This window comes from Arthrobacter sp. Bi83, from assembly GCF_918698095.1.
Classification (GTDB): Bacteria; Actinomycetota; Actinomycetes; order Actinomycetales; family Micrococcaceae; genus Arthrobacter.
The window spans coordinates 1-21762 of the sequence record NZ_CAKKLY010000050.1 but is presented as its reverse complement, the minus strand read 5'-3'; the positions used below and the strand labels follow the sequence as shown (position 1 = coordinate 21762).

The window sequence follows — 21762 nt, the reverse complement described above, 5'->3', positions numbered from 1 at the left end:
CGCCCCGATCCAAGGAACCCATTGCCTATCTCCAAACAAACGCTGAAGGACGACGGGTTCACCGGATTCCGGCCTGTCAGGGACCTCGAAATCAACCGGATTCCGCAGCGGCCCGGGATCTTCGCAGTGCTCCGCCCCGAGGGCTTCGAGCCGCGGTTCCTGGCCAAGAGCACCGCCGGGGTGTTCAAGAAGAAGGACCCGTCGCTCCGGGCGGAAGCGCTCCACGCCGAATGGGTCGAGGACGCGGACGTTATTTACCTGGGTAAGGCCGGCCCCGGAAGCAAGGGAAACCGCGGCCTCCGCAGGCAGATCCAGGAGTTCGTGGACTTCGGAAAGGGCAAGCCGCCCGGGCACTGGGACGGTCGACTGATTTGGCAGCTCGCCGACTCCCGGACCCTGCTCATCGCGTGGAAGGAGCTGGCCGCAGAGGAGGTGAACCTCGCCGAAGCCAGGTACCACGCCGAATTCCGCGAACACTTCGGCAGGCTCCCCTTCGCCAACCTCGTCCAGGCCCGGGCCAAAGGGGTCTAAACGCCGGAGCCGCGGTGCGTAAACCTGCCCGCCACCAGTGTCGCAGCGACCGGCATCCCGGCGAACACCTCGTCCGGCACGGACAGCGGATCGGCGTCGAGCACAGCGATGTCCGCAGGGTCCCCTACCCGGATCAGGCCGCGTCCCCGGGTCGAAGCCATGAGCGCTTCCCGCCGAGTGAGAGCCTGCTCCGGATGCCACGGTCCGCGCCCGTCCACACGCGACCGGGTGGTCGCGGCCGACATCGCTACCCACGGATCAAGTACAGCCACCGGCGCATCGGAGCCGAGTGCCAGCACCGCGCCGGCCTCGAGCAGGGACCGCAGCGGGAAGGCCCGGTCGGTGCGCCCGCTCCAGTTGGCCTCGGCGGCGTCCCGGTCGTCCAGGGCATGCGCGGGCTGGACGCTGGCGGTCAGGCCCAGCTCGCCAAAGCGGGCAAAGTCCTCGTGCCGCACAAACTGGGCATGCTCAATCCGGCCCGGGATCCCGGCAGCGGCGAAAGCATCCAGTGCCACCTGGTTTGCGCCGTCGCCAATCGCATGGACGGCCGGAACGAACCCGGACTCCCGGGCCGTGACCAGCAGCGCCAGCAGCTCCGCTTCGCTGACGGTCAGCATCCCGTGGCCGCCGTGCGGATACGGGTCCACGCAGTACGCGGTGCGCGTGTTCAGGGATCCGTCTATGAGCACCTTCAGCGGGCCGACGCGCAAAAGGCCTGCCCCGCCGTCGGGCTCCTGCCCGGTCCGCATGCCCGCGGCGACCGCCCGGGCCAGGTCATCCGGATAGACGCCCGCGTCGATCCTGAACGAGTCGAAGCCGCCTGCCACCCGGCGCAGCCAGACGTCGCGGTTCCAGGTCATCTCGAAGTCGACCACGCCCACGATTCCCCGTGCGGCGGCCTCCCGAGAAGCAGTCCGGACCCACGAATCAACAACCTCATCAGGCAAACGTCCCAGCTCGCGGGTCAGGGCGAACGCAGCGTCCTCGCGTAGCAGGCCGCCGGCATCCACCTCAACGCCGTATCTCGAAGCCGCGGCTGAGTTCAGCCACACGCAGTGGAGGTCGTGGCTGATCAGTGCCGTCGGCACCCGGTGAGTGACGTCGTCGAGCATTTCACGGCTGGGGACGTCCTCCCACACCGCATCGCGGAACCCGACCCCCACCACAGTCAGGCTCCGGTCGGCGTCCGCCAACCGGGCGCGCACCACCCCCGCGGCCTCCCGCGCCGACGCCGCGAGGGAAAGATCGATCCGGTTGGCCGCCAGGGCCCACTGCGTCATGTGCACGTGCTCGTCCCACAGCCCTGGAATGACGTGCCGGCCATCGAGGTCAATCACGGGGACATCGGCGGGCGGCCGCTCGCCCGCAGGGCTGAGCCGGGTGACCGCGCCGTCTGAGATGTGGATGTTCAACAGTGCAGGGTCCCCCGGCTGCCTGACGGAAGCCAGAATGATGTCAGGCAGTGGGTGTCCCTCTTGGTCGAAGAGCATAGGAAACAGGTTATGGGCCGAATGCCCGGGCAACAATCCGGGCAGGACCTCCTGCCCGCGACTTTAGCCCTCTTCACAGCGCACGCCTGAAGGTGCATTCTGGACGTGACGCGGTTCTGACAAAGAAGTCCGGGGGAGGATCCGTGGTCGCTGGCGTCACCGGGTCTCACCACGTGTTGGGGAATGGCACCGTGAACCCGCCGTTTCCCGCAGGAGCAGGAAACGGGGAGGCCGCGGCCGCATGAAGAAGCAGATTGACCCTGGACAGATTCGTCAGCCACCGCCGCTGCCCGCCGGACTCACGCTCCCCGCCGGAGAGGCGTGACCGCGGTGGACAGAACCTCCACCCAGCACCGGCTTAAAGTCCACGTCCACATCGACGCCAACATGGAATCGGCGCGCATCGACGTGCGGGGCACGCTGACGGCCGCGAACCTGAGGGCACTATATGTGGTGGCCCGCCGGACAAGCGCTCTCCTGCCCGGCCGGGAGATCGTCATGGACCTGGCCCATGCGCGCGCTGCGTCGGACGCCGTCACGGCCCTTCACGATCCAGCCCAGCTCAACCGCCTGGCGGCCGCTGCCGGAAGTTCAGGGCTGCTTTGCCCTTTGCGCATCCTGGATCCACCGCCGGCAGCAAAGAGCCGGGAGAGAGTATGAAGGCGCACATTGTCTACGACTCCGCCTACGGCAACACGAAGGAGGTCGCCACGACGATCGCGGCATCACTGGATCCGCTTCCTGCCGAGGCCGTGCCGGTAGGTGACTTCAACCCCGGTGACCTGGCCCTGAGCGACCTCCTCGTCGTCGGGAGCCCGATCAACGGCTGGCGTCCGACGCCGAAAATCACCGAGCTGCTGTCAGCGCTCGGCAACGGACAGCTCGACGGCGTTAGGGCCGCCGCGTTCGACACCCGCGTCCGGCTCTTCATCCACGGCGACGCGGCCCGGAAGATCACGGAAACGCTCCGGGCAGACGGTGCCCACATCATTGCCAAGCCGATGCCCTTCTACGTCCGCGGCAGCGAGGGACCGCTGCGCCCCGGAGAACTTGAGAAGGCCACCGCCTGGGCAAAGGAACTCCTCGCGGCTTTGCACCCGTAGTGCGCCGTAGGCCACTCATCAGGAAAGGAACGCGGCCATGAAACCAAGCCGCATCGTGATGCTCGTCCTGGGCACGCTCTCGGCGCTTCTGGGCCTGGGGCTGCTCGCCGGCGCAGCGGGAGTCGGATGGCTCAACTTCCAGCAGCGCGACGAGGGCTACTTCACCTCGTCAACGGAGCGCTTCGAGGCCAGCTCCAACGCCATCACATCCGTCGGGCTGGACATCATGGCGGGCCAACGTCTCCCCGATGTCATCCCGTCTGACAGCGCCGGCAGCATCCTCATCCGCGGCGCGTCAGGCACAGCCGGCAAGGACATCTTTATCGGCATCGCCCCGCAGCCGGACATGGAGCGGTATCTGGAGGGGGTCAAACGGTCGGAAATCCGGGACCTTGAAACAAGGCCCTTCAGGGTTGCTTACCGTGAAATTCCGGGCGCGCGCGCCCCTGCACGCCCCAGTGCCCAGACCTTCTGGACGGCTTCTGCCACTGGCGCCGGCACCCAGGAACTCAGGTGGGACCTTCGCCCCGGCAGCTGGGCCATCGTGGTGATGAATGCAGACGCCAGCGCGCCCATCGCCGCCGAACTGCAGGGCGGCATCCGTTCGGACCTGCTGTGGCCCTTGTTCGTGGGACTGCTGATCTCCGGCATCGTGCTCCTGGCCGTCGGCGTCCCGCTGATCGTCGCCGGTGCCATGGGTCTCGGACGGCACGGCCCGCCGCCGCAATATCCGACGGCGGGACCGCACGCCGCTGGACCCGGCGGCACCGCTCCACTCGCCAATGCAGCCGCTGGCCCCCAGTATGGTGCCGGTCCCCCGTATGGGGCCGGCACTCCGTACGGCGGAGGCGTCCCGGGCAGCGGGGCGGCCGTACCACCGCCGCCACCCGCCGTCGGGCTGTTTTCGAACGCACCATACCCGGCCCGCCTGAGCGGGCACCTCGATCCGGGGCTGTCGCGCTGGATGTGGCTGGTCAAGTGGTTCCTTGCGATTCCGCACCTCATCGTGCTGTTCTTCCTCTGGTTCGCCCTGGTCATCACCACCATCGTGGCGTGGTTCGCCATCCTGTTCACCGCCCGCTACCCGCGCTCGCTGTTCAACTTCAACGTAGGCGTGCTGCGCTGGAGCTGGCGGGTGTCTTTCTACGCCTTCTCCGCGATCGGCACGGACCGCTACCCGCCCTTCACCTTGGCCCGCACGGACTATCCGGCCGACTTCGACGTCGACTATCCGGAACACCTCTCCCGCGGCCTGGTCCTGGTGAAGTCATGGCTGCTGGCCATCCCGCACCTGCTGATCGTGGGCGTGCTGGCGGGCAACTCCCGCACCTGGGCGGCGTCCGACGACGACTTTGCAGGTGGTGCCGCCCGCTACTCGTCTGGCGGCGGAGTCGCTCTGATATCGCTCCTGGCCTTCATCGCCGGCGTCATCCTGCTGTTCACCGGGAGCTACCTCGGGAGTCTGTTTGACCTGTTGCTCGGCCTGAACCGCTGGGTGTACCGGGTGGCCGCCTATGTGGCACTCATGCGGGACGAGTATCCGCCGTTCCGCCTCGACATGGGTCCGGCCGATTTCTACGGAACCCAACCCGGCAATCCCCCGAGAGGTGAACCATGAAACTGACTGTCAACACGTTCCTGAGCCTGGATGGAGTCATGCAGGGCCCGGGCGGAAAGGAAGAGGACGCCAGCGGCGGATTCGAACTTGGCGGCTGGCTTGTCCCGCACGCGGACGAGGACATGGGCAGGATCGTGGACGGCTGGTTCGCCGAGGCCGACGCCATCCTCTTGGGCCGCACCACATACCAGCTGTTCCAACCCTATTGGGAACAGGTCTCGGACCCGGATAACGCAGTGGCGGCCGCGCTCAACGGCCTGCCCAAGTACGTGGTCTCAAACACCCTCAGCGAAGCCACATGGAACAACACCACGATTCTGTCCGGCAACATTCTCGAGGCCATCGACGACCTCAAATCCAGCCCCGGTCGTGAGCTTCAGGTGCACGGCAGCCACGTTTTGGCCCGAGCCCTGCACAACGCCGGTCTGGTGGACGAGTACCGGCTCTTCGTGTTCCCGGTGGTGCTGGGGCAGGGCAAGCGCCTGTTCGACACCGGCTCCGCGCCGTCGGCCTTTACCCTGGCCGGGCACAAAGCGACGGCTGCCGGCGCCGTCCACCTGACCCTGCTGCCCACGGCGTTCGGCGCCGGAGAGTTGGACGTGGGGGAGTTCGAGGTGCGGGACGGGCGGGAGCGCGTCCGGGACTGAGCCGCCGCCTCGCCGAAATAGAGCAACGCGGGGTCAGATACGGCCCAATATCGACGGCCGATTGGGCGTTATGTGACCCCGCGTTGCATTTAGCCGCCGGAACCCTTGAGGCGCTCCATCTCGCGGCGGTCCTTCTTGGTGGGCCGCCCGGTTCCGCGGTCACGCTGTGGGAGGCCGAGAGCCGGGGCCGCGGGCCGCGGGGGCGTGTGGTCGGTGAAGCAGTGCGAGGCCGCCTCCGCGCCGACGCGCTTGGCGATGAGCCGGCGCACCTCAAGGATGCGCTCATATCCCGGCTGGCGGACGCGGACGGTGTCGCCCGGGACCAGCGAATGCGACGCCTTGGCCGGGTTTCCGTTGAGCCGGACGTGTCCGGCGCGGCATGCAGCAGTGGCCGCGGAGCGTGTCTTGTAGGCACGGATGGCCCACAGCCAGGCATCAATGCGGACCGTGGCGGGTGCTGAAGGAAGGCTGCTCATGACTGCTGCCGAGTATAGCGGCCCCCATTCCGACCCTCTGCAGCCCGGCCGCCGAATAACATGACGGGTGATCTATCAAAAGGGCACGCCCGGCGGGGACTACTGGGAGTGACCACCCTCCCGCTGCGCCGCGTCACCGCGGTCGCGAAGAAGCTGGCGCAGCTCGTGGAGGATCTCCAGCTGCTGGTTGTTGATGGCCGTCAGCCGCTCGATCTCGGCTTCGGCCTGCACATCGGTGTCGTAGTCGTGCTGGGCCATAACCGCCGCGATGGCATCCTGGCGTTTGGCGGCGATGAGCAGGATGGCGCCCTGCAGCCCGGCGAGCATGGAAAGGAACAGGTTCAGCAGGATGTACGGGTAGGGATCCCACGCCTTGGACGCAAGGACGAGGGAATTCACCAATGCCCAGGCAATCATGAACCCGATGAAGCCGCCCACAAACGGCCAGCTGCCCATGCCGTTCCGCATGACGTCGGCCGCGCGTTGCCCCCGGCTTAACTGGGCCTTATGCTCTTCGTGCCACGTTGTTGGTTGCTTGCTCATGTGCCCAGAGTACGGGCGGAGCGGAGTGCCAGCGTCCCGGCTACTCCACCCTGACCTTTACCCGCTGGACCACGTTGTTGCCCATGCCCTGGTAGTTCCAGTGCTGCTCGAGCGGCTGGACGGCGCCGGTTGCGTCCGTGGCCCGGCAGGCCAGCTCATGCTCGCCGGGATCGGCGACCCACGGGAAGCTCCAGCCGCGCCATGCAAAAGCGCCGGCGGCCTTCTCCAGCTGCGCGGGCGCCCACTTGCCGTCGATACCGACGTCCACACCCGTCACGGCGCCTTCACCGGACCAGGCCCGGCCGCGCAGCATCACCGGGCCGCGGGAAAGGATGCGCCGGCGTGTATAGAAGTCCGGAATGCCCGGCGGAAGCATCAGCGAACGGATCCTGATCCGCGAAACCGGCGCGCCGGCGTCGTCCGCGGTGTGCTGGTAGCGGTACGCGACCGACTGCTGGAAGCCGTGGAACGGCACGGTCACCACCTGGATGGACTGCAGCCACTTGACGCTCGTCATGCCGTACCAACCGGGAACCACCAGCCGCAGCGGATAGCCGTGCTGCGGCGGGAGCTCGCTGCCGTTCATCTTGTAGGCAAGCACGACGTCGGCCCGGAGCGCCTCCGCGATCGGCAGGCTCCGCGCGTACTGCTGCCGGACGCCGCCCTGGATTCCCTCGTCCAACCCGGTGAACACGATCTCAACGGCTTCGGGCTCCACGCGGGCCTGCGCCAGCAGGTAAGCCAGCGGAACCCCCGTCCACACCGCGGTGCCCACTGCTTCGAGCGTCCACGGCTGGCTCAGCGGCCTCGGTTTCAGGAGTGAGCGCCCGTTGCCGGCACACTCCAGCGTCACAGGGACGCTGATGGCCGGGTCCTTCTTCAGTGCGGCCAGGCTCAGTTCCAGCGACCGCTCCACGGCGCCGCCGATCCGCAAATGCCAGGACCCGGCGTCGATGTGCGGGATATCGAAATGCGTCAGAACATAATGCAGTCCGGGCGGCGTGATGTCCTCCCGGAGCGCCTCCAGCGGCATTGAGTGGTTTCGCACCGCGAGCTGCAGTTCCTCTGCGGTGAGCGGACCATAGGTGGGTTCCCCAGCATGCGGAGCCGGCCGGGCGGACTGACGGCGTCTGTAGATCAGCTTGGACATGGCATTGCGATTCTGCTCGGTTCTGCGGACGGGCGTCCCCCCACTTCACAGGTTTACGCCGCGCCCCCAGGACCGTCAATCCCGGGACCGTCAATCCCAGGACCGTCAGCGCCTGATTAGCCGCGCGAGCCGGCCAGCTAAATCTGCGGCAGCTTCACGAACTCCGCGAGCCCGATGGGGTCCTGCCCCGTCAGGCCGTGCACATCCGACGTCGGCCCGGCCAGCTCCCGGTTCGCGATCGCCGTGTACGTGCTCACCCAGGCCTTGACCTGCCACGCCGGAGCGCCGTAGGAAGCCCGCGAGGAGTACGCCTCCTCGAGCGTTTCATTGTGGTACGTGACGGTCCTTCCCGTGGCGTTGGAAAGCACTTCGGCCGCGCGGGCCAGCGAGATGTCCTCCGGCCCGGTGAGGTTGTAGGTGAAGCCCGCATGCACCGCGGGGTCCCGCAGCACCGCCACTGCGCTCCGGGCAATGTCTTCCCGGGCCACGGCAGCCATGACGCCGTCCCCGGCGGGCCCCCGGACCACGCCGTCCTCCCCGGCCAGCATCGGCAGGAAGTCCAGGTAGAAGTTGTCCCGCAGGAACGTGAAGGCCATGCCGGACGCCCGGATCCGCTCCTCCGTGGCGTAGTGGTCCCGCGCCAGGGTGAAGGACGCGTCCGGCGCCGCACCGAAGAACGAGGTGTAGACAATGTGCTGCACCCCGGCCGCGGCAGCGGCGTCCACGAACGTGTAGTGCTGCTGCAGCCGGTCCTCGGCCTCGGCCGCGGAAACCATGAACAGCGTCTTCACGCCGTCAAGGGCGGAACGTGCAAGCACCGGATCCGCGTAGCTGACCACGGCGGACGGTGCGTCCTGCAGCTCCGGTGCGCGGCCGGCGTCGCGCACCAGCAGGCGCTGGGAGAAGCCGGCATCCGCAAGCTGGCGCGCCACCATCCCTCCGAGCACGCCGGTGGAGCCGGTCACGGCAAGGTCAGGGAGATCTGTCATGGCCCCTCCTAGCCTTCGCGCGTTTCGGGGGACTTCGTCTGGGAAGGATCACGCTCGGCGAGTGAACCGATCGCGGCGTCGATCTTCTTCATGATGTCCGCCTCAAGCGTGACTCCCGATGCAGCCACAGTGTCCGCGATCTGCTCGGGCCGCGAGGCGCCAATAATGGCGGACGCCACGTTCGGGTTCTGCAGCACCCAGGCCACCGCCAACTGCGGCATGGTCAGCCCGGCTTCGTCGGCGATCGGCTTGAGCTCCTGCACGCCGGTGAGGACGTCGTCGCGCATCCAGCGCTGGATCATCTTGGCGCCGCCCTTTTCATCCGTGGCGCGGCTGCCCTCCGGCAGCGGCTGGCCGGGCAGGTACTTGCCGCTCAGCACGCCCTGCGCCATGGGGGACCACACGATCTGGGAGACGCCCAGTTCCTCCGACGCCGGGACCACCTCTTCCTCGATGACCCGCCAGAGCATGGAGTACTGCGGCTGGTTGGAGATCAGCTGGAAGCCGAGTTCCTTCGCCAGCGCGTGCCCGTTCCTGAGCTGCTCCGCGGTCCATTCGCTGACGCCGATGTACAGCGCTTTGCCCTGCCGCACGATGTCCGCGAACGCCTGCATGGTCTCTTCCAGCGGTGTCTCGACGTCGTAGCGGTGTGCCTGGTACAGGTCCACGTAGTCCGTCTGCAGCCTGCTGAGCGAGCCGTCTATCGACTCCATGATGTGCTTGCGGGACAGGCCGAGATCGTTCTTGCCCTTGGGCCCGGTGGGACCGAAGACCTTGGTGAAAATTTCCAGGGACTGGCGCCGTTCGCCCTTGAGCGCTTCGCCGAGGACGGTCTCCGCGGCGGTGTTGGCGTAGACGTCGGCGGTGTCAAAGGTGCTGATGCCGGCGTCCAGCGCTGCCCGCACGCACTGGGTGGCGACGTCGTTCTCCACCTGGGAGCCGTGCGTCAGCCAGTTGCCGAACGTGATTTCCGAGATCTTGAAGCCGCTGTTTCCGAGGTATCTGAATTCCATGGGTTTCACGCTAGCGGAGATGGTTGCTCAGGGTAAGGGATACAGGCCGGTCATCCGCCAGCCGTGTCACCCGCAGGGCTGCCGCGGGGTTAGCTGGCACGGGGGGTCCCTTGCGCTGCCGTCCCCCGCGGTGTCAGGACCGGATGCGTGATTCGGTGTGCTGCGACAGCGAGACCATGGACCCGGTATCCAGGATGGCCATGTGGCCGGCGTTGGCAGGCTTCTTGGCGGGCCTTGCCGGCTGGGCGGACTTCGCGGTCGATGGCTGCGCCGGCTGCGGGCTCTTTGCTCCGTTTCCGCTGCCCTTTTCGCCGGGCGCGTGGGACGGCGGCGGCGGGACCTGGGTGAGCGGTGCGCGGGCGCCATGGTGCAGGGCGGATTCCACCAGCGGCGCAACTTTCACGATTTCGCCGGTGCCCGTGACGGGAACGTCGCGGACCGGGACATCGATCGTGGGAGCCGCCGCGCGGGCCCGCGCCACGGCACGGGCATCCGCCGCGGCAACGGCGTCCGCCCAGTCCTTCGCGAGGACCGGCGGTACCGGGCGCGCTGCTGTCACCAGGGGGTGATGAACGACGGCGGTGCGCAGCGCCTCTTCGAGTCCGGCGCGGGTCAGCAGTTTCTTCCAGTCGATGGGAGGGCGCGGCGCGCGAACCGGGCGGGAAGTGCTTTGCGTCTTGGGCAGCCGGGGCTTTGCGGGCCGGGCCTTTCCCGGCCGATCCTCGGCGGGGTGGCTGTTGGCGGACTCTGCGACGGGCACACTCCGGGCGATCTGGCCGTCCGCGGACAGCCGCACCAGCTCGATGGTGTCGGTTTTGGGGAACCTGCCGAACAGGGCCATGACGATCAGGGCGGTGAGGCGGCCGGTCCCGGCGATCAGCAGCATGGCCGTGAAAATAATGAAGAGCCCAATGAACATGACAAAGGCCACAAACACCGTGCCAAAAAATGTCAGGTTCAGTGCAATCGTTGTCGGATCTCCCACTTCACCCTCCTAACAGCCCGCGGCTGCCGCACCCCGCGACAGTCACAACCGGAAACAGCCCCTAACCACCATACGGACTATTTACTGCCGACATGCCCGCATGACAAGGCCCCGCCGGTGTTGTTTCGAACCTGTTATCGGATGCGCCCCTCCCGGCAGGCATATAGTCGGAATTAGCAAGTAAACACCACATTTTCCAGGGGATGCCGTGACCCAGCCAGAGCCCTTTGCCGGTAACTGCCCGTGCCTCTCCGGAGAGCAGTACGCGGACTGCTGCGGCCGTTTCCACCGCGGATCCGCTGAAGCCGCAACGGCAGAACAGCTGATGCGTTCCCGCTACAGCGCGTTCGTCCTCCTCGATGCCGGTTATCTGCTCAAAACCTGGCATCCGGACACGCGGCCCTCGGAGCTGGAGCTCGATCCTGGCCTTGAGTGGCGCCGGCTGGACGTCGTGTCCACGAGCCGCGGCGGCCCGCTGGACACCCAGGGCACCGTGGAATTCAGGGCGCACTTCAGGCAGGACGGCGAACGCGGCGTCCACCACGAAACGAGCCGCTTTCTAAGGGTGGACCGGCGCTGGTACTACTTGGACGCCGTCGTTCTGCACCAGGCCTGATCGCAGCTCTTAATGGCGGTCATCGTAGTCCGCGGTGGGCGTGAAGCCGGCGCGGTCCACCTTGCGGTGGAAGTGCATGCCGGTCATCCCGCCCAGCACGGCGCCCACCAGGGCCACAGCAGCCACCACAACGGCGGCGATGATGCTCGTGGTGTTGAGCTGGCCTTCGTTAATGGGAATCCTCGGGAAGCTGTTCAACTGTGCGAGGATATTGAACCGCTCCCCGGCGATCAGGCCCAGCACGGCCACGATCACGGCGGCGATCAGGGCCCAGATCCACACCATGAAGCCCTGCTTGGCCCCGTTGAAGCGCGCCATCCGGCCGGCGACATAGCCGCCGCTGTAGTAGGAGACGAACAGGATGACCAGCAGCATAATGATGCCCACGACGCCCACTGTCTGATTCGTCGTCGCCTGTCCGACAGCCGCGTTCACATCAGTGTTCGTGGCGAGGCCGACGGCTGTCCCGGCGGCCGCCACCAGGGCGGTCAGCAGGACGGCCATGCCCGTAGCGGCCAGCCAGCCGAAGAACGCCGAGCCCACCTGGATACCGCCGAAGGCCTCCTTTTCACGGGCCACGGCGATCTCCCGCGACGCCATCCCGGGATCGGTACGCGGGACCGCGCTGGTGTGCGCCTCCTGTGTGTAGTCGCGCTCAGCGTAGGGCGCCTGGGTGTTCATGGCCCGCGTGTCGGTGTCCCTCCGGCCGCCCTCGCGCTCGTCCGTGCTCCATGCGTCCGTGTCGCCTGATTGCGTGGCGTCGTAAACCGGGGTGTCGTCGGTGCTGGGTTGGGATTGGGATTGGGATTGGGATTGGGTGCGGCGGGGGCGCCTGTCCTCGGAACTTATGGGGCTGCTCATTGAACGTCTCGCTTTCATTGAACGGACCGGGCTCAGATCTAAGCCGGGCAACGCAATGCCGAGGCCAAGGCGCTGGCCTCAGTTCTAGCTAACTCCGTTCAATCCGACTTAGCAAGGATGCTTACTATTTGGTTTTCGTGCCGTCTGCCGGCCGGCAAGCGGGTTCCGTCCCGCGCTCAGCGGTATTTCCGGTGTAGGTCCTCCTTTACCGAGGCCCGGGGTGCGGCGTCGGCAATCCACGGCCCGGTGCCCTCGGACTGGTCCAGCACACCGGCTTCGAGCCACTCGTAGTCTCCGGCGAGGACTTTGCGCGAGAGTTCACGGTCGCCGTCGTCGGTGTTGCGCCACAGCTGGTCGAAGTATTCGTCCACCCGGACGCGGGCCTGCTCGCAAAAGGCCTCGGCCAGCTCGAACGCGGTGGCGCCGCGCTCCGGAGCCGTGCGGAGCAGCATCTCCGCCCGGGAGCAGCACGCGGCCATGGCGAAGAGCTCGGCGCCGATGTCCACGATCCGTCCCAGGAACGCCTGCTTATGCTCCAGCTTGGCCTGCCAGCGCCCCATGCCGTAGAACGTCTGTCGGGCGAGCCGCCGCGAGGACCGTTCCACAAAGCGGAGCTGCTTGGCGAGCCGGCCGAACTCGCTGTAGGACCGCGGGTCCATGCCGGCGCCCGCCAGGAGTTTGGGCAGCCACTTCGCGTAGAAGCCGGACGCCCCGACGGCGGCCCTCGCCTTGTCCGAGAGGCTGGCGTCCACGGACGCCAGGTCCCCGGCGGCGGCCAGGTGGGCGTCCACGGCTTCACGGGCGATGAGCAGCTTCATGATCTCCGAGGATCCTTCAAAGATCCGGTTGATGCGCAGGTCGCGCAGCTGCTGCTCCGCGGGGACGGCGCGCTCGCCGCGGGCCTCCAGCGAATCGGCGGTTTCGAAGCCGCGGCCGCCACGGATCTGCACGAGTTCGTCGGCAATCTGGCAGCTGCGTTCGGTGGACCACAGCTTCGCCAGGGCGGCCTCGATCCGCACATCCTTTTGGCCGGCATCGGCCAGTTCAGCGGACAGTTCAAACACCGCGTCGAGGGCGAAGGCGGTGGCGGCGATGTAGGCAATTTTCTTGCTGACGGCCTCGTGCTGTCCCACCGGGCGGCCCCACTGGGTGCGGGCGTTGGACCATTCCCGGGCAATCTTCAGGCTCCACCGGCCCGACGCAACACACAGTGCGGGGATGGAGAGGCGGCCCGTGTTGAGGGTTGTCAGCGCGATTTTCAGGCCCTGGCCCTCGCGGCCCAGCCTGTTGGCCGCCGGAACCCTGACCCGGTGGAAGCGGGTGACGCCGTTCTCGATGCCGCGCAGGCCCATGAAGGCATTCCTGTTTTCCACCGTGATGCCCGGCGTGTCCATCTCCACGACGAAGGCGGTGATGCCGCCTTTGTGGACGGTTCCGTCGGCGTCGGTGTGCCGCGGCACCACGGCCATTACCACCACAAGTTCCGCGATCACTCCGTTGGTGGTCCAAAGTTTCACGCCGTCCAAAACGTATGCCTCGCCGTCGTCCGTGGGCACGGCGGTGCTGCCCATCCTGGCGGGGTCGCTGCCGACGTCGGGCTCGGTGAGGAGGAAGGCGGTAATGGCGCCGCCCGCGCATCGCGGCAGGTATTCCTGCTTCTGTTCAGCGGTGCCGAACACCTTTACCGGCTCGGGCACGCCGATGGACTGGTGGGCGGACAGCAGCGCGCCGAGGCTGGGGTGCACCGAACCCAGCAGCGCGAGGGCGCGGCCGTAATACACCAGCGACAGCCCCAGGCCGCCGTACTCCAGCGGGATCTTCATGCCGAACACGCCGAGGTCGGCCAGGCCCCTGAGGTATTCGTCCGGGACTTTGGCCTCACGCTCGATCAGCCTGCCGGACATGGTCCGGCAGAGCTCCGTGAGACGCTCCATGAAGGCTTCGCCGCGCTCCACGTCATCGGCCTTGGCCGCGGGCCAGGGATGGATGAGGCTGAGGTCGAAGCTGCCGAGGTACAGGCCTTTGGCAAAGCTCGGCCGCTCCCAGGCGGTCTCGCGGGCCGCCTCGGCGACGGCGCGGGCGTCCTCCGCGGAGGCGCCGGCGCCGATCTTCTCGGCGGCCACCGGCGTTTCGGAGGCCGGGCTGTCGATAGTCGGGATGGTGCCGTGACCCGTTGTTTCTGCGGGGGCGGGCTGGCCTTCGGTGGCGGGACTCTCAGTGGCGGAGCTCACGGGGCATCTCCTCTAACCGGTGACCGGCTTGAGCCCTGGGTCCGCCGCGGGTGGAGAACCCTTCAGCTGTCCCTCAATGCTACCCGCGGGTAAGTACCGGTGCTAGGGGAGGGCTGGCCCTGAAAATCTCCGGGCAGCTCCACGGTGGAGGCATGGTGCACCAGCCGGTCCCACAAATGGTTGATGCCGTGGACCAGCCCGAGCAGGGTGCCGGCGACGATCAGCCAGGCCAGCCGCCCCACCCCCACCAGGACCAACGCGGCACATGCCGCCGCCGCCACGAACAGGACCAGCACCATGGCAAAAACCAGCGTTCCTGTGAACACCAAGGTTGCCGTCTCCACTGCACTTAGGTCGAACTCCATGCTTCCCCCTGCGCCTTTGCTGCGGTTGGATCAGTAGCACGAGCTTAGGGCGGGCCGCCGGGTCCATCCACAGGCTGCATGGCGGGTCGCGCCTGTTGATACGGGATCGAAATCATACTGCTCCGTAGGTCACGGCTTTGTCTCAGCAACCCCACCAGCAACATGCCTGACGTTTTTCCCCCGTCAACGCGCGGTCAGCGGCAGCCCAATCGGGACGCTCGTTGGCCCAGGCCTGGCCCAGCGCACCCTCACGCCTTAGGTGAAAGGCCCTCTGCGTTAACCTTGTAGTTGGCAGTTTTCCGGTTTCCTCTGCCGAGACCATCCCCAACTCAGCTTAAGGAGAGTGTGTGCCCCGGTCAGCCACGTCCTCCGCTGACGCCATCAGCGCACGGCTCCGGGACCTCGAGCTCCTCACCAGGGGGCCCGCCTGGGCGCTCACGCGCTCCGCGCCCTGGGTGATCGCGGTGCTGCAGGCATCCTTCACCCGCACGCGGCCGCAGCTTCCGCTGGAAGAGTTCCATGCCGACGTCGATTCCTTCCTTGAGCAGCTCCGCCGCCAGGAGCCGGGGCTGGGTGGCAGCGCCAACGGCAAGTCCTTCGGTGACGAATGGACACGCAAGCAGTTCCTGACCCGGCGGAACCAGTCCGGACAGATCGTTTACGAAGTCACAGAACCGGCGGCCCGCGTGCTGGCGTTCCTGGACAGTCTTTCCAGTGAACGTTCCACCCTGAACGGATCCCGGCTGGGAACCCTGCTGGGTGACGTGGAGAAGCTGGCCAACGAGACCAACCCGGACCAGAGCGCCCGTCTGGAGTCGCTGGAAGAGGAGATCGAGGAGCGGCAGCAGCTCATCCAGGACATCAGTTCCGGCGATTTCGACGGGCTGCTGGATGACGACGAGGCCGTGGAAGCGGCGGGCAACATCCTGGACCTCGCGGCCAGCCTGCCCGCGGACTACAAGAAAATGCGTGACCGCATCGAGGAGCTCGTCGGCGGGCTGCGCAACCAGATCATTGAGGAATCGCTGAGCAAGGGCGCTACCATGGCGCAGGTGCTGGAGGCGGACAAGCGGCTGAGGCAGAGCCCCGAGGGCAGGACTTTCCGCTCCTTTGCCGCCTTCCTCGAGGACCCGCAGCAGCAGCTGCGCTTCCGCTCGGCGATCGGCGAGGTCCTGAGCCGGCAGTTCGCGGACGACCTTTCACCTGAGGACCGCGAAACACTGAAGAACCTCGTGGCCGAGCTCAGGCAGCAGCACAGCCAGATCCAGCGCATCTACGGCAAGCTCAGCGAGAGCCTGAACACCTACGTCCAGAGCGACGACTTCCGCCAGTCTGTCCTGCTCCGCAAGGTGCTGCGCGAGGCCGAACAGGCCATCCGTTCCCTGCCCTACGAACGCGAGCAGCCCGGCATGGTCCGCGGCCCGGTGCTGTTCAACGCAGGCTTCGAGTCCCTTGCCATGGTGAAGCTGTTCGATCCCGACGAGTTCGCGGCCCCGCCCAAGCTCGCCGACCCCATCGCGTTCAGCGACTCGGACCGCGTGCGCTCGCCGCGCACCGGCAAGGCCCGCCCCGAGGCCATCCGGGCAGCGCTTGCGGGTGCAGCGTCACTTTCCGAGGCGTGGGAGCAGCTCGCACCGGAGGAACGGCACATCAACTCCATCCGCGCGCTTCTCTCGCACGCCCTCCACGACGGCGCAGGCTTCCACCGCGAGGCCTGGGACGCCGTCGAGTTCAAACAGATCGACGGCACCACCCGCAAGGCTTTCCTGCCGGTGGTCACGCTCAAGAAGGATTCCGATGACTGAAGAGATTACGACGACGGAAACCCCGGTGGACGAGCACGCACCGGTGGTCGAGCCTGTCGAGCCCCAGGAGGCCGGGATTTCGACAAGCTCAATCAGCGGCGGAGTCACCCCGCGCGACACCTTCGTGGACGGCGCCGCGCTCTTCCCGGGCGACACCGGCGTGCTTTCCATGAAGGTGCGCCAAGCCCTCGTGAAGCTGCTGAAGGGCCCGTACGTGGATGGCGGCCGCGACGAGAAACTCTGGACAACCCTCCTCGACAACCAGCTGATCCTTCGCAGCCGGCTCTCCGAACTGTTCCTCACGCTCCAGCTGGACCATGAACGCAAGATTGCTGTGCTGCGCCCGGTGGACCCCGAAGCCATCGGCGGCAGCACCCGTTCGAGCATCCTTCGCCAGCAGCGTGCCCTGAGCCGGGTGGAAACAATCGTGCTGCTCCGCCTCAGACTCCTGCTGGACCGCCACGTCACGGCCCAAACCGATCCCACGATCACCCGCGAGGAAATCGCCGAGCTCGTGGCGCACTACCAGCCGGCCGGCCAGCAGGACGCCCTCCGCGACTCAGACGTGGTCAACCGGGCAATCACCAAGCTCCTGGCCCGCCAACTCCTGCTCACCACAGGCCTGGACGACGTCTACACAATCTCCAACGCCCTCCCGCTGGCCCTCCCCTTCGAAAACATCGGAGACATCCCGGCCCAGATCGAAGCCCTGGTCGCAGCCACTGCCGACCCCACAGGTACGGAAGCGCTGATAGAGCTCGACGACAGTACGCTGGTTGAGCCTGCCGAAACTGACGATGACACTGACGAAGTGGAGGCGGCCAAGTGAGCATCGCAACCATGCTCCCGATGGGCGAGCTCACCAACCCCGGCCAGATGCGCCTCGCGCTGGTCCAAGTGGTCAACTGGGGGACGTTCCACGGAGCGCATACGATGCACGTGGACCGCAACGGCACACTGCTTACGGGCAACTCGGGCGTCGGCAAGTCAACGCTGTTCGACGCCATGCTCCGCGTGTTCGACGCCCGGCCGCGCTCCAACGAGGCTGCCGCCCAGCGCTCCGGCGGAGCTGTCGAGGACAAGAGGACCACGTTCACGTACATGCGCGGCAAGGTGGGGGACAAAGCAGTAGGCGAGGGCTCGGCCAGTGCCTTCCAGCGCCCCGGTGCCACCTGGTCCGCCGTCGCCCTGACGTTCGACAACGCGGCCGGCACCAAGGTGTCGGTGTCCGCCCTGTTCGACCTGCCGAAGAACGGCACGGAGTCGAGCGTCGGCCGGTACTACCTGATCGACAACGTGCCGCTGGACCTGCCCGCGATTGAGGACATCGCCGAGAGGCGCTTCACCAAGGCTGCGCTGGAAAGCATCTTCCCGGACGCGCAGATCTTTGATGTCCATAAGGCCTTCGCCGAGCGTTTCCGGCGCCTCCTGGGCATCAACTCTGACCAGGCGCTGCCGCTGCTCCGCGTGATCCAGGCCGGAAAAGGCCTGGGCGGGAGCGTCAACACCTTTTTCCGCGACCAGGTTCTGGATGCCCCGGCCACGCTGGCCGCGGCGGACGGCGTCGTTGAGGAATTCAGCAACCTCATGTCCATCCGGCAGCGGCTCGAGGACGTGCGCCAGCAGCGCGACCAGCTCGCCCCGGTTCCGGAGCTGAACAGGGAATACGCCCATTCGCTGCTGGACGCGAACCGGCTCCGGGAACTGGCAGGCGGGGAATTCGAGGCCTACCGGCAGCAGCTGGCCGTCGCGGTGCACGGGAAGACCCTGGCCCGCTTCAAGGCACTCGCGCAGGTAAAGGCCAAGGAGCTCGGGGCCGAACGTGCTGTCCGCGACGGCCTGGCCAAAGAGCTGCGCCAGCTCGAAGCCGACTACAACAACCAGGGCGGCAACGCCATCTCATCCATCGAGCAATCGCTCGAGAATGCCCGGGTGGGGCTCAAGCTACGCGAGCAGGTGGAGGAGGCCGCCCGCCAGGCGCTGGCCGACGCCGGCCTTCAGCTGCACTGGTCGGCCGAGGGCTGGGAGCAGGCCCACGAGCAGGCTGCCGCCCGCTCCGCCGAACTCAAGGATGATTCGGAGGCGTTGAAGGAGCTCCGTTTCGAGGCTTTTGATGGCCACGCCACCAGGAAGCGCGAGCTCGCCGCCGCCGAGCAGGAGCTCGTGTCGCTGAAGACGCGGAAGTCCCTGTTGCCGCCGTCGAGCATCGAAAACCGGGCCGCCATCGCGGCCGCGGCGGGCGTCCCCGAGGAGCTGATGCCCTTCGGGGGAGAGCTCATCGACCTTGCCGAGGGTGAGGAACAGTGGCGGCCGGCCGCCGAGCGCGCGCTCCGCAACCTGGCGACCACGCTGCTGGTTCCGGGCGAGCACTTCGCCGCCGTCACGCGGTACCTGAACGACCACACCGTCCGCGGTGCCCTCCGCGCAGTTGACGTGTCCAAGCCCCTTGCCGGCGGCGCGCTGGCTGTGGAGGACGTGTCCGACGGCGACCTGCTGACCAAGCTGGACATCCTCACCACCGGGTCCGTGGCCGACGCCGGGCAGTGGATCCGCGAACGCATCGCCCTCGACTTCGCCTACCCTTGCGTGGAAGACCCGGACGAACTGGCCCGGCTGGACCGGGGCCTGAGCCTGGGCGGCGTGGTCAAACGGAACCGGCACACCGTGGAAAAGGACGACCGATTCAACAGCCGCCAGGACTACGTCCTCGGCTTCGACAACGCCTCCAAGCTCGAACTGGTGGCCGGGCAGGTGGCGGACCTGCGGCAGGAACTCGCCAAGGCCGCGGAGCTTGCCCAGAGCAGGGAGGAATCGCACCAGGGCATGACCCGGCAGCTCGAGGCGCTGCGCCGGGTGGCCGAGGACCACCGCCCGTGGGACCAGGTCTCGGCAGCCGTTGCCACGCACGAACTCACCCGGATCGAGCAGCGGCTCAAGGACGCCCTCGCGGCCCAGGCCGACCTCGAACCGCTGCGCGCCAACATCGAGACGGCACGCCAGAAACACCAGTCCAGCACCGAGTCCGCCGCCGTGCTGCAGAGCGAATACAAGGCGCTGGACCACCAGCTCACCACCTCCGATTCGCTGCTGGAAGCCGCGCGGGCCCGCCTGAACCAGGCGCCGCCGTCGGACTCCACAGTCACCGCGCTGGAACCGTACTTCACCGGTTTTGGCGACGTTACGGAAATGCATGAGCTCGACAACCTCGCCGCCAGGGTCAAGACCCAGCTGCTGGGCGAGCTGCATGCGGCGGAATCGCGCGGGCAGGCCACGTCCGAGCGGCTCACGCGCCTTTTCGAGGGCTTCGTGCGCGAATGGGGCACCGCCATCTCCGCCGACCACGGCACGTCGATCGGCGCGGCCAGCGAGTTCGAAGCCCGCTACCATGCGATTGTCAGCGATGGACTGCCCGCGCAGGAGGCCGAGTTCCGGCAGTTTTTCAACCAGCGCACGCACGAATCGTTCAGCACGCTGCTGCATCTGTTGGACGAGGAGCGGCGCTCCATCACCAGCCGCATCCTGCCGCTGAACGGCATCCTGTCCGAGGTCAATTTCCACGAGGGCAGCTTCTTGGAACTGGACATCAAGCAGACGCTGCCGCCCACCGCGAAGCAGTTCAAGGACGCCATCCAGAACGCGCTGAAGACGCGGCATACGCGGCCCTCGCGCGCTGCGGGCGCGGCTGCTTCGGAAACGGACGACGACGCCGAGCTCACCAACCGTTACAAGTCGTTGGAAACTCTCGTGAAGCGGCTGGGGTCGCAGACGCCGGAGGACCGGCGCTGGCGCGCCGAGGTGCTGGACGTGCGCGGGCACTTGTTCATCCAGTGCAAGGAGCACCGCGAGGTGGACGTTCCTGCCGGAAAGAAAGGCGCCAAAGCGGGCACGAAGAACGAGGTGTTCATGCACGCGGACACCGGCTCCATGTCCGGCGGCGAGCGGCAGCGGTTCACGGCGTTCATCATGGCCGCGGCGCTGAGCTACCAGCTGGGCATCGCAGAGCAGGGCTTCACCACCTACGGCACCGTGATGATGGATGAGGCCTTCGTTTTGGCGTCCGAAGAGTTCGCCGGTGCGGGCATCAAGGCGCTGCATGAATTTGGTTTCCAGCTGCTCCTGGCCGCTCCGGAAAACGTCATCGACCTGTCGCGGCACCTTGGTTCCGTCACTGAAATCCTGCGCGACAAACGCACCAACCGCTCGGGCGTGCTGACGGCCCCGGTGATCGCGCCGAAACCCGGGTCCGGAGGGCAATGGCGGTCCGAAGCCAACCCCGTGGACATCGTGCTCCGCTGACCCCGTCCGGCCGGCCCATCAGGACGCTCTCTCACTTCCTGCGGTGTTTTCCCGGACGCTCTCTCACCTTTCGCCCGGTCCATCCCGACGCTCTCTCACTTCCTGCGGGAATGCCGCGGACGCTCTCCCACTGGATGTGAGCGAGCGTCCGCGGCTGAGACGGCAGGATCTGATGGAGCGTCGGGCGCTAGCGTCCTTGAACCCGGTCCAGGAACAGCTCGGTCCTTGCCATCAGTCCATCGATCTGCCGAAGTACGACGGCGGCAGGGTCCGGGTTGATCTCGTTGACCGGTGGCTCCACGCGCACGTTGCCGCAGCACAGGAAGTCGGCGCAGATCAGCGTCCCGACGGTGTTGCCGTCCCTGCCGGATTGCCCGGCTCGTTTCGCGACCCACAACAGGACGTCGTCCTTCGAGAACACGTCGCGGCACAGCTCGCAGAGCACGGCACGGCTTTTCCTTGCTCCGCCTTCAGGCGCACGAAGCATAATCCCCGTGAGACCTCCGGTCCGAGGCAGGACCAGATAGCCGCGTAGCGGCATCTTGCCGTCCCGCCACCCGAGGAAGTCCAGCCTGTCCCAGTCCAGGGTGTCGAAGTCCCTGGGTAACGTCAGCTTGGCCGCCTCCGAGCGGCTTGCATTTACGAAGGACGAGCGGATCTGCTGCTGAGTAATTTTTTGCATGGTCATGAGCTTTCGAATTTGAATGGTCCCCCTCGGGGGCATGACGGTCCGTGTCAGCGGATCCGCGCACACTAAAGAAAGCCCGTTCTTGGGCATTGCTCGTCGGGACGGCTAAAGGCAGGTCCGGCGGGGGAAGGCTGGCGTTGCTGCGGAGGCCAAGCAGGCCATTGTGGCCGCCCCGCTTCCCACGGCTGCGATGACCTCAGTGGTCCTCAGCATGCTCATCCCCTCGTTCCCGGCCGATGCCCATCGCCTGTCGGCGGGCACCACTGGCCCGCCTCGCCATCCTCCCAAATCCGGGCCATCTCGGCAACGCGGGAGGTGAGAGAGCGTTGGGGGGGAAGTGTGCGGGAGGTGAGAG

The 21762-nt window shown here is 67.0% G+C and carries 20 protein-coding genes; 9 read left to right on the top strand and 11 right to left on the bottom strand.

Annotated features, from left to right (window positions below; translation table 11 throughout):
- Positions 1-21 precede the first annotated feature (21 nt).
- On the top strand, positions 22-531 hold the full coding sequence (locus LQ144_RS18900; protein ID WP_230120304.1) for a hypothetical protein: 510 nt from the start codon (positions 22-24) through the stop codon (positions 529-531).
- Here the strand turns inward: LQ144_RS18900 and LQ144_RS18895 are convergent.
- On the bottom strand, positions 528-2021 hold the full coding sequence (locus LQ144_RS18895) for an amidohydrolase (protein WP_230120302.1): 1494 nt from the start codon (positions 2019-2021) through the stop codon (positions 528-530). The two genes, LQ144_RS18900 and LQ144_RS18895, sit on opposite strands and share 4 nt — an antisense overlap.
- Before the next feature lie 330 nt (positions 2022-2351).
- Between LQ144_RS18895 and LQ144_RS18890 the strand changes: the two genes are divergently transcribed.
- Genes LQ144_RS18890 through LQ144_RS18875 form a run of 4 tightly spaced genes read left to right on the top strand, consistent with a single transcriptional unit; the run spans position 2352 to position 5389 of the window.
- The gene (locus LQ144_RS18890) at positions 2352-2681 is read left to right on the top strand and encodes a hypothetical protein (RefSeq protein ID WP_230120300.1); all 330 of its coding nucleotides are present in this window, start codon (positions 2352-2354) and stop codon (positions 2679-2681) included.
- On the top strand, positions 2678-3124 hold the full coding sequence (locus LQ144_RS18885) for a flavodoxin domain-containing protein (RefSeq protein WP_230120298.1): 447 nt from the start codon (positions 2678-2680) through the stop codon (positions 3122-3124). Before LQ144_RS18890 ends, LQ144_RS18885 begins: the two co-directional genes overlap by 4 nt.
- Before the next feature lie 37 nt (positions 3125-3161).
- On the top strand, positions 3162-4742 hold the full coding sequence (locus LQ144_RS18880; RefSeq protein ID WP_230120296.1) for a DUF4389 domain-containing protein: 1581 nt from the start codon (positions 3162-3164) through the stop codon (positions 4740-4742).
- Positions 4739-5389 carry a dihydrofolate reductase family protein gene (locus LQ144_RS18875; protein WP_230120294.1) on the top strand — a complete coding sequence of 217 codons (651 nt, stop codon included), beginning with the start codon at positions 4739-4741 and terminating at the stop codon, positions 5387-5389. Before LQ144_RS18880 ends, LQ144_RS18875 begins: the two co-directional genes overlap by 4 nt.
- 89 nt (positions 5390-5478) lie before the next feature.
- Here LQ144_RS18875 and LQ144_RS18870 read toward each other — a convergent pair whose 3' ends face one another.
- The 6 genes from LQ144_RS18870 to LQ144_RS18845 form a co-directional block, all read right to left on the bottom strand.
- Entirely contained in the window at positions 5479-5865 is a 387-nt protein-coding gene (locus tag LQ144_RS18870) for an RNA-binding S4 domain-containing protein (RefSeq protein WP_230120293.1), read from the bottom strand.
- Between the two features lie 99 nt (positions 5866-5964).
- The gene (locus LQ144_RS18865; RefSeq protein WP_230120292.1) at positions 5965-6408 is read right to left on the bottom strand and encodes a DUF1003 domain-containing protein; all 444 of its coding nucleotides are present in this window, start codon (positions 6406-6408) and stop codon (positions 5965-5967) included.
- Positions 6409-6448: 40 nt separating this feature from the next.
- Complete coding sequence (locus LQ144_RS18860) at positions 6449-7558, bottom strand: sulfite oxidase (protein WP_230120291.1); 1110 nt, start codon at positions 7556-7558, stop codon at positions 6449-6451.
- 137 nt (positions 7559-7695) lie between these two features.
- Positions 7696-8547 carry an SDR family oxidoreductase gene (locus tag LQ144_RS18855; RefSeq protein ID WP_230120290.1) on the bottom strand — a complete coding sequence of 284 codons (852 nt, stop codon included), beginning with the start codon at positions 8545-8547 and terminating at the stop codon, positions 7696-7698.
- An 8-nt stretch (positions 8548-8555) separates the two neighbouring features.
- Positions 8556-9560, bottom strand: a complete 1005-nt coding sequence (locus LQ144_RS18850; RefSeq protein WP_230120289.1) for an aldo/keto reductase family protein — start codon at positions 9558-9560, stop codon at positions 8556-8558.
- A gap of 133 nt (positions 9561-9693) precedes the next feature.
- On the bottom strand, positions 9694-10545 hold the full coding sequence (locus LQ144_RS18845; protein ID WP_230120288.1) for a hypothetical protein: 852 nt from the start codon (positions 10543-10545) through the stop codon (positions 9694-9696).
- A gap of 208 nt (positions 10546-10753) precedes the next feature.
- Here LQ144_RS18845 and LQ144_RS18840 point away from each other — a divergent pair, with 208 nt between their 5' ends.
- Positions 10754-11161 carry a YchJ family protein gene (locus tag LQ144_RS18840; RefSeq protein WP_230120286.1) on the top strand — a complete coding sequence of 136 codons (408 nt, stop codon included), beginning with the start codon at positions 10754-10756 and terminating at the stop codon, positions 11159-11161.
- A gap of 9 nt (positions 11162-11170) precedes the next feature.
- Here LQ144_RS18840 and LQ144_RS18835 read toward each other — a convergent pair whose 3' ends face one another.
- The 3 genes from LQ144_RS18835 to LQ144_RS18825 all read right to left on the bottom strand — a co-directional run bounded on the left by LQ144_RS18835 (position 11171) and on the right by LQ144_RS18825 (position 14618).
- Positions 11171-12022 (bottom strand): hypothetical protein, encoded by an 852-nt coding sequence (locus tag LQ144_RS18835; RefSeq protein ID WP_230120284.1) that lies wholly within the window; start codon positions 12020-12022, stop codon positions 11171-11173.
- A 176-nt stretch (positions 12023-12198) separates the two neighbouring features.
- Positions 12199-14172 (bottom strand): acyl-CoA dehydrogenase family protein, encoded by a 1974-nt coding sequence (locus tag LQ144_RS18830; RefSeq protein WP_230120327.1) that lies wholly within the window; start codon positions 14170-14172, stop codon positions 12199-12201.
- Positions 14173-14315: 143 nt separating this feature from the next.
- Positions 14316-14618: a hypothetical protein gene (locus LQ144_RS18825; RefSeq protein ID WP_230120282.1), complete on the bottom strand. Its 303-nt coding sequence runs from the start codon at positions 14616-14618 to the stop codon at positions 14316-14318.
- 347 nt (positions 14619-14965) lie between these two features.
- Between LQ144_RS18825 and LQ144_RS18820 the strand changes: the two genes are divergently transcribed.
- Genes LQ144_RS18820 through LQ144_RS18810 form a run of 3 tightly spaced genes read left to right on the top strand, consistent with a single transcriptional unit; the run spans position 14966 to position 20719 of the window.
- Entirely contained in the window at positions 14966-16423 is a 1458-nt protein-coding gene (locus LQ144_RS18820; RefSeq protein WP_230120280.1) for a DUF3375 family protein, read from the top strand.
- Positions 16416-17252, top strand: a complete 837-nt coding sequence (locus LQ144_RS18815) for a DUF4194 domain-containing protein (RefSeq protein ID WP_230120278.1) — start codon at positions 16416-16418, stop codon at positions 17250-17252. The genes LQ144_RS18820 and LQ144_RS18815 overlap by 8 nt, the downstream gene beginning before the upstream one ends.
- A complete protein-coding gene (locus LQ144_RS18810; RefSeq protein ID WP_230120276.1) occupies positions 17249-20719 on the top strand; it encodes an ATP-binding protein in 3471 nt (1156 codons plus the stop codon). Before LQ144_RS18815 ends, LQ144_RS18810 begins: the two co-directional genes overlap by 4 nt.
- Positions 20720-20906: 187 nt before the next feature.
- Here the strand turns inward: LQ144_RS18810 and LQ144_RS18805 are convergent, their stop codons facing one another.
- Positions 20907-21401: an FBP domain-containing protein gene (locus LQ144_RS18805; RefSeq protein ID WP_230120274.1), complete on the bottom strand. Its 495-nt coding sequence runs from the start codon at positions 21399-21401 to the stop codon at positions 20907-20909.
- Positions 21402-21762 lie beyond the last annotated feature (361 nt).

What these genes read in the sequence shown, in the direction of transcription:
- LQ144_RS18825 (WP_230120282.1), bottom strand. Translation starts at nt 14,618, where the DNA reads ATGGAGTTCGACCTAAGTGCAGTGGAGACGGCAACCTTGGTGTTCACA.
- LQ144_RS18855 (WP_230120290.1), bottom strand. Translation starts at nt 8,547, where the DNA reads ATGACAGATCTCCCTGACCTTGCCGTGACCGGCTCCACCGGCGTGCTC.
- LQ144_RS18865 (WP_230120292.1), bottom strand. Translation starts at nt 6,408, where the DNA reads ATGAGCAAGCAACCAACAACGTGGCACGAAGAGCATAAGGCCCAGTTA.
- LQ144_RS18885 (WP_230120298.1), top strand. Translation starts at nt 2,678, where the DNA reads ATGAAGGCGCACATTGTCTACGACTCCGCCTACGGCAACACGAAGGAG.
- LQ144_RS18835 (WP_230120284.1), bottom strand. Translation starts at nt 12,022, where the DNA reads ATGAGCAGCCCCATAAGTTCCGAGGACAGGCGCCCCCGCCGCACCCAA.
- LQ144_RS18860 (WP_230120291.1), bottom strand. Translation starts at nt 7,558, where the DNA reads ATGTCCAAGCTGATCTACAGACGCCGTCAGTCCGCCCGGCCGGCTCCG.
- LQ144_RS18815 (WP_230120278.1), top strand. Translation starts at nt 16,416, where the DNA reads ATGACTGAAGAGATTACGACGACGGAAACCCCGGTGGACGAGCACGCA.
- LQ144_RS18805 (WP_230120274.1), bottom strand. Translation starts at nt 21,401, where the DNA reads ATGCAAAAAATTACTCAGCAGCAGATCCGCTCGTCCTTCGTAAATGCA.
- LQ144_RS18880 (WP_230120296.1), top strand. Translation starts at nt 3,162, where the DNA reads ATGAAACCAAGCCGCATCGTGATGCTCGTCCTGGGCACGCTCTCGGCG.
- LQ144_RS18875 (WP_230120294.1), top strand. Translation starts at nt 4,739, where the DNA reads ATGAAACTGACTGTCAACACGTTCCTGAGCCTGGATGGAGTCATGCAG.
- LQ144_RS18850 (WP_230120289.1), bottom strand. Translation starts at nt 9,560, where the DNA reads ATGGAATTCAGATACCTCGGAAACAGCGGCTTCAAGATCTCGGAAATC.
- LQ144_RS18870 (WP_230120293.1), bottom strand. Translation starts at nt 5,865, where the DNA reads ATGAGCAGCCTTCCTTCAGCACCCGCCACGGTCCGCATTGATGCCTGG.
- LQ144_RS18895 (WP_230120302.1), bottom strand. Translation starts at nt 2,021, where the DNA reads ATGCTCTTCGACCAAGAGGGACACCCACTGCCTGACATCATTCTGGCT.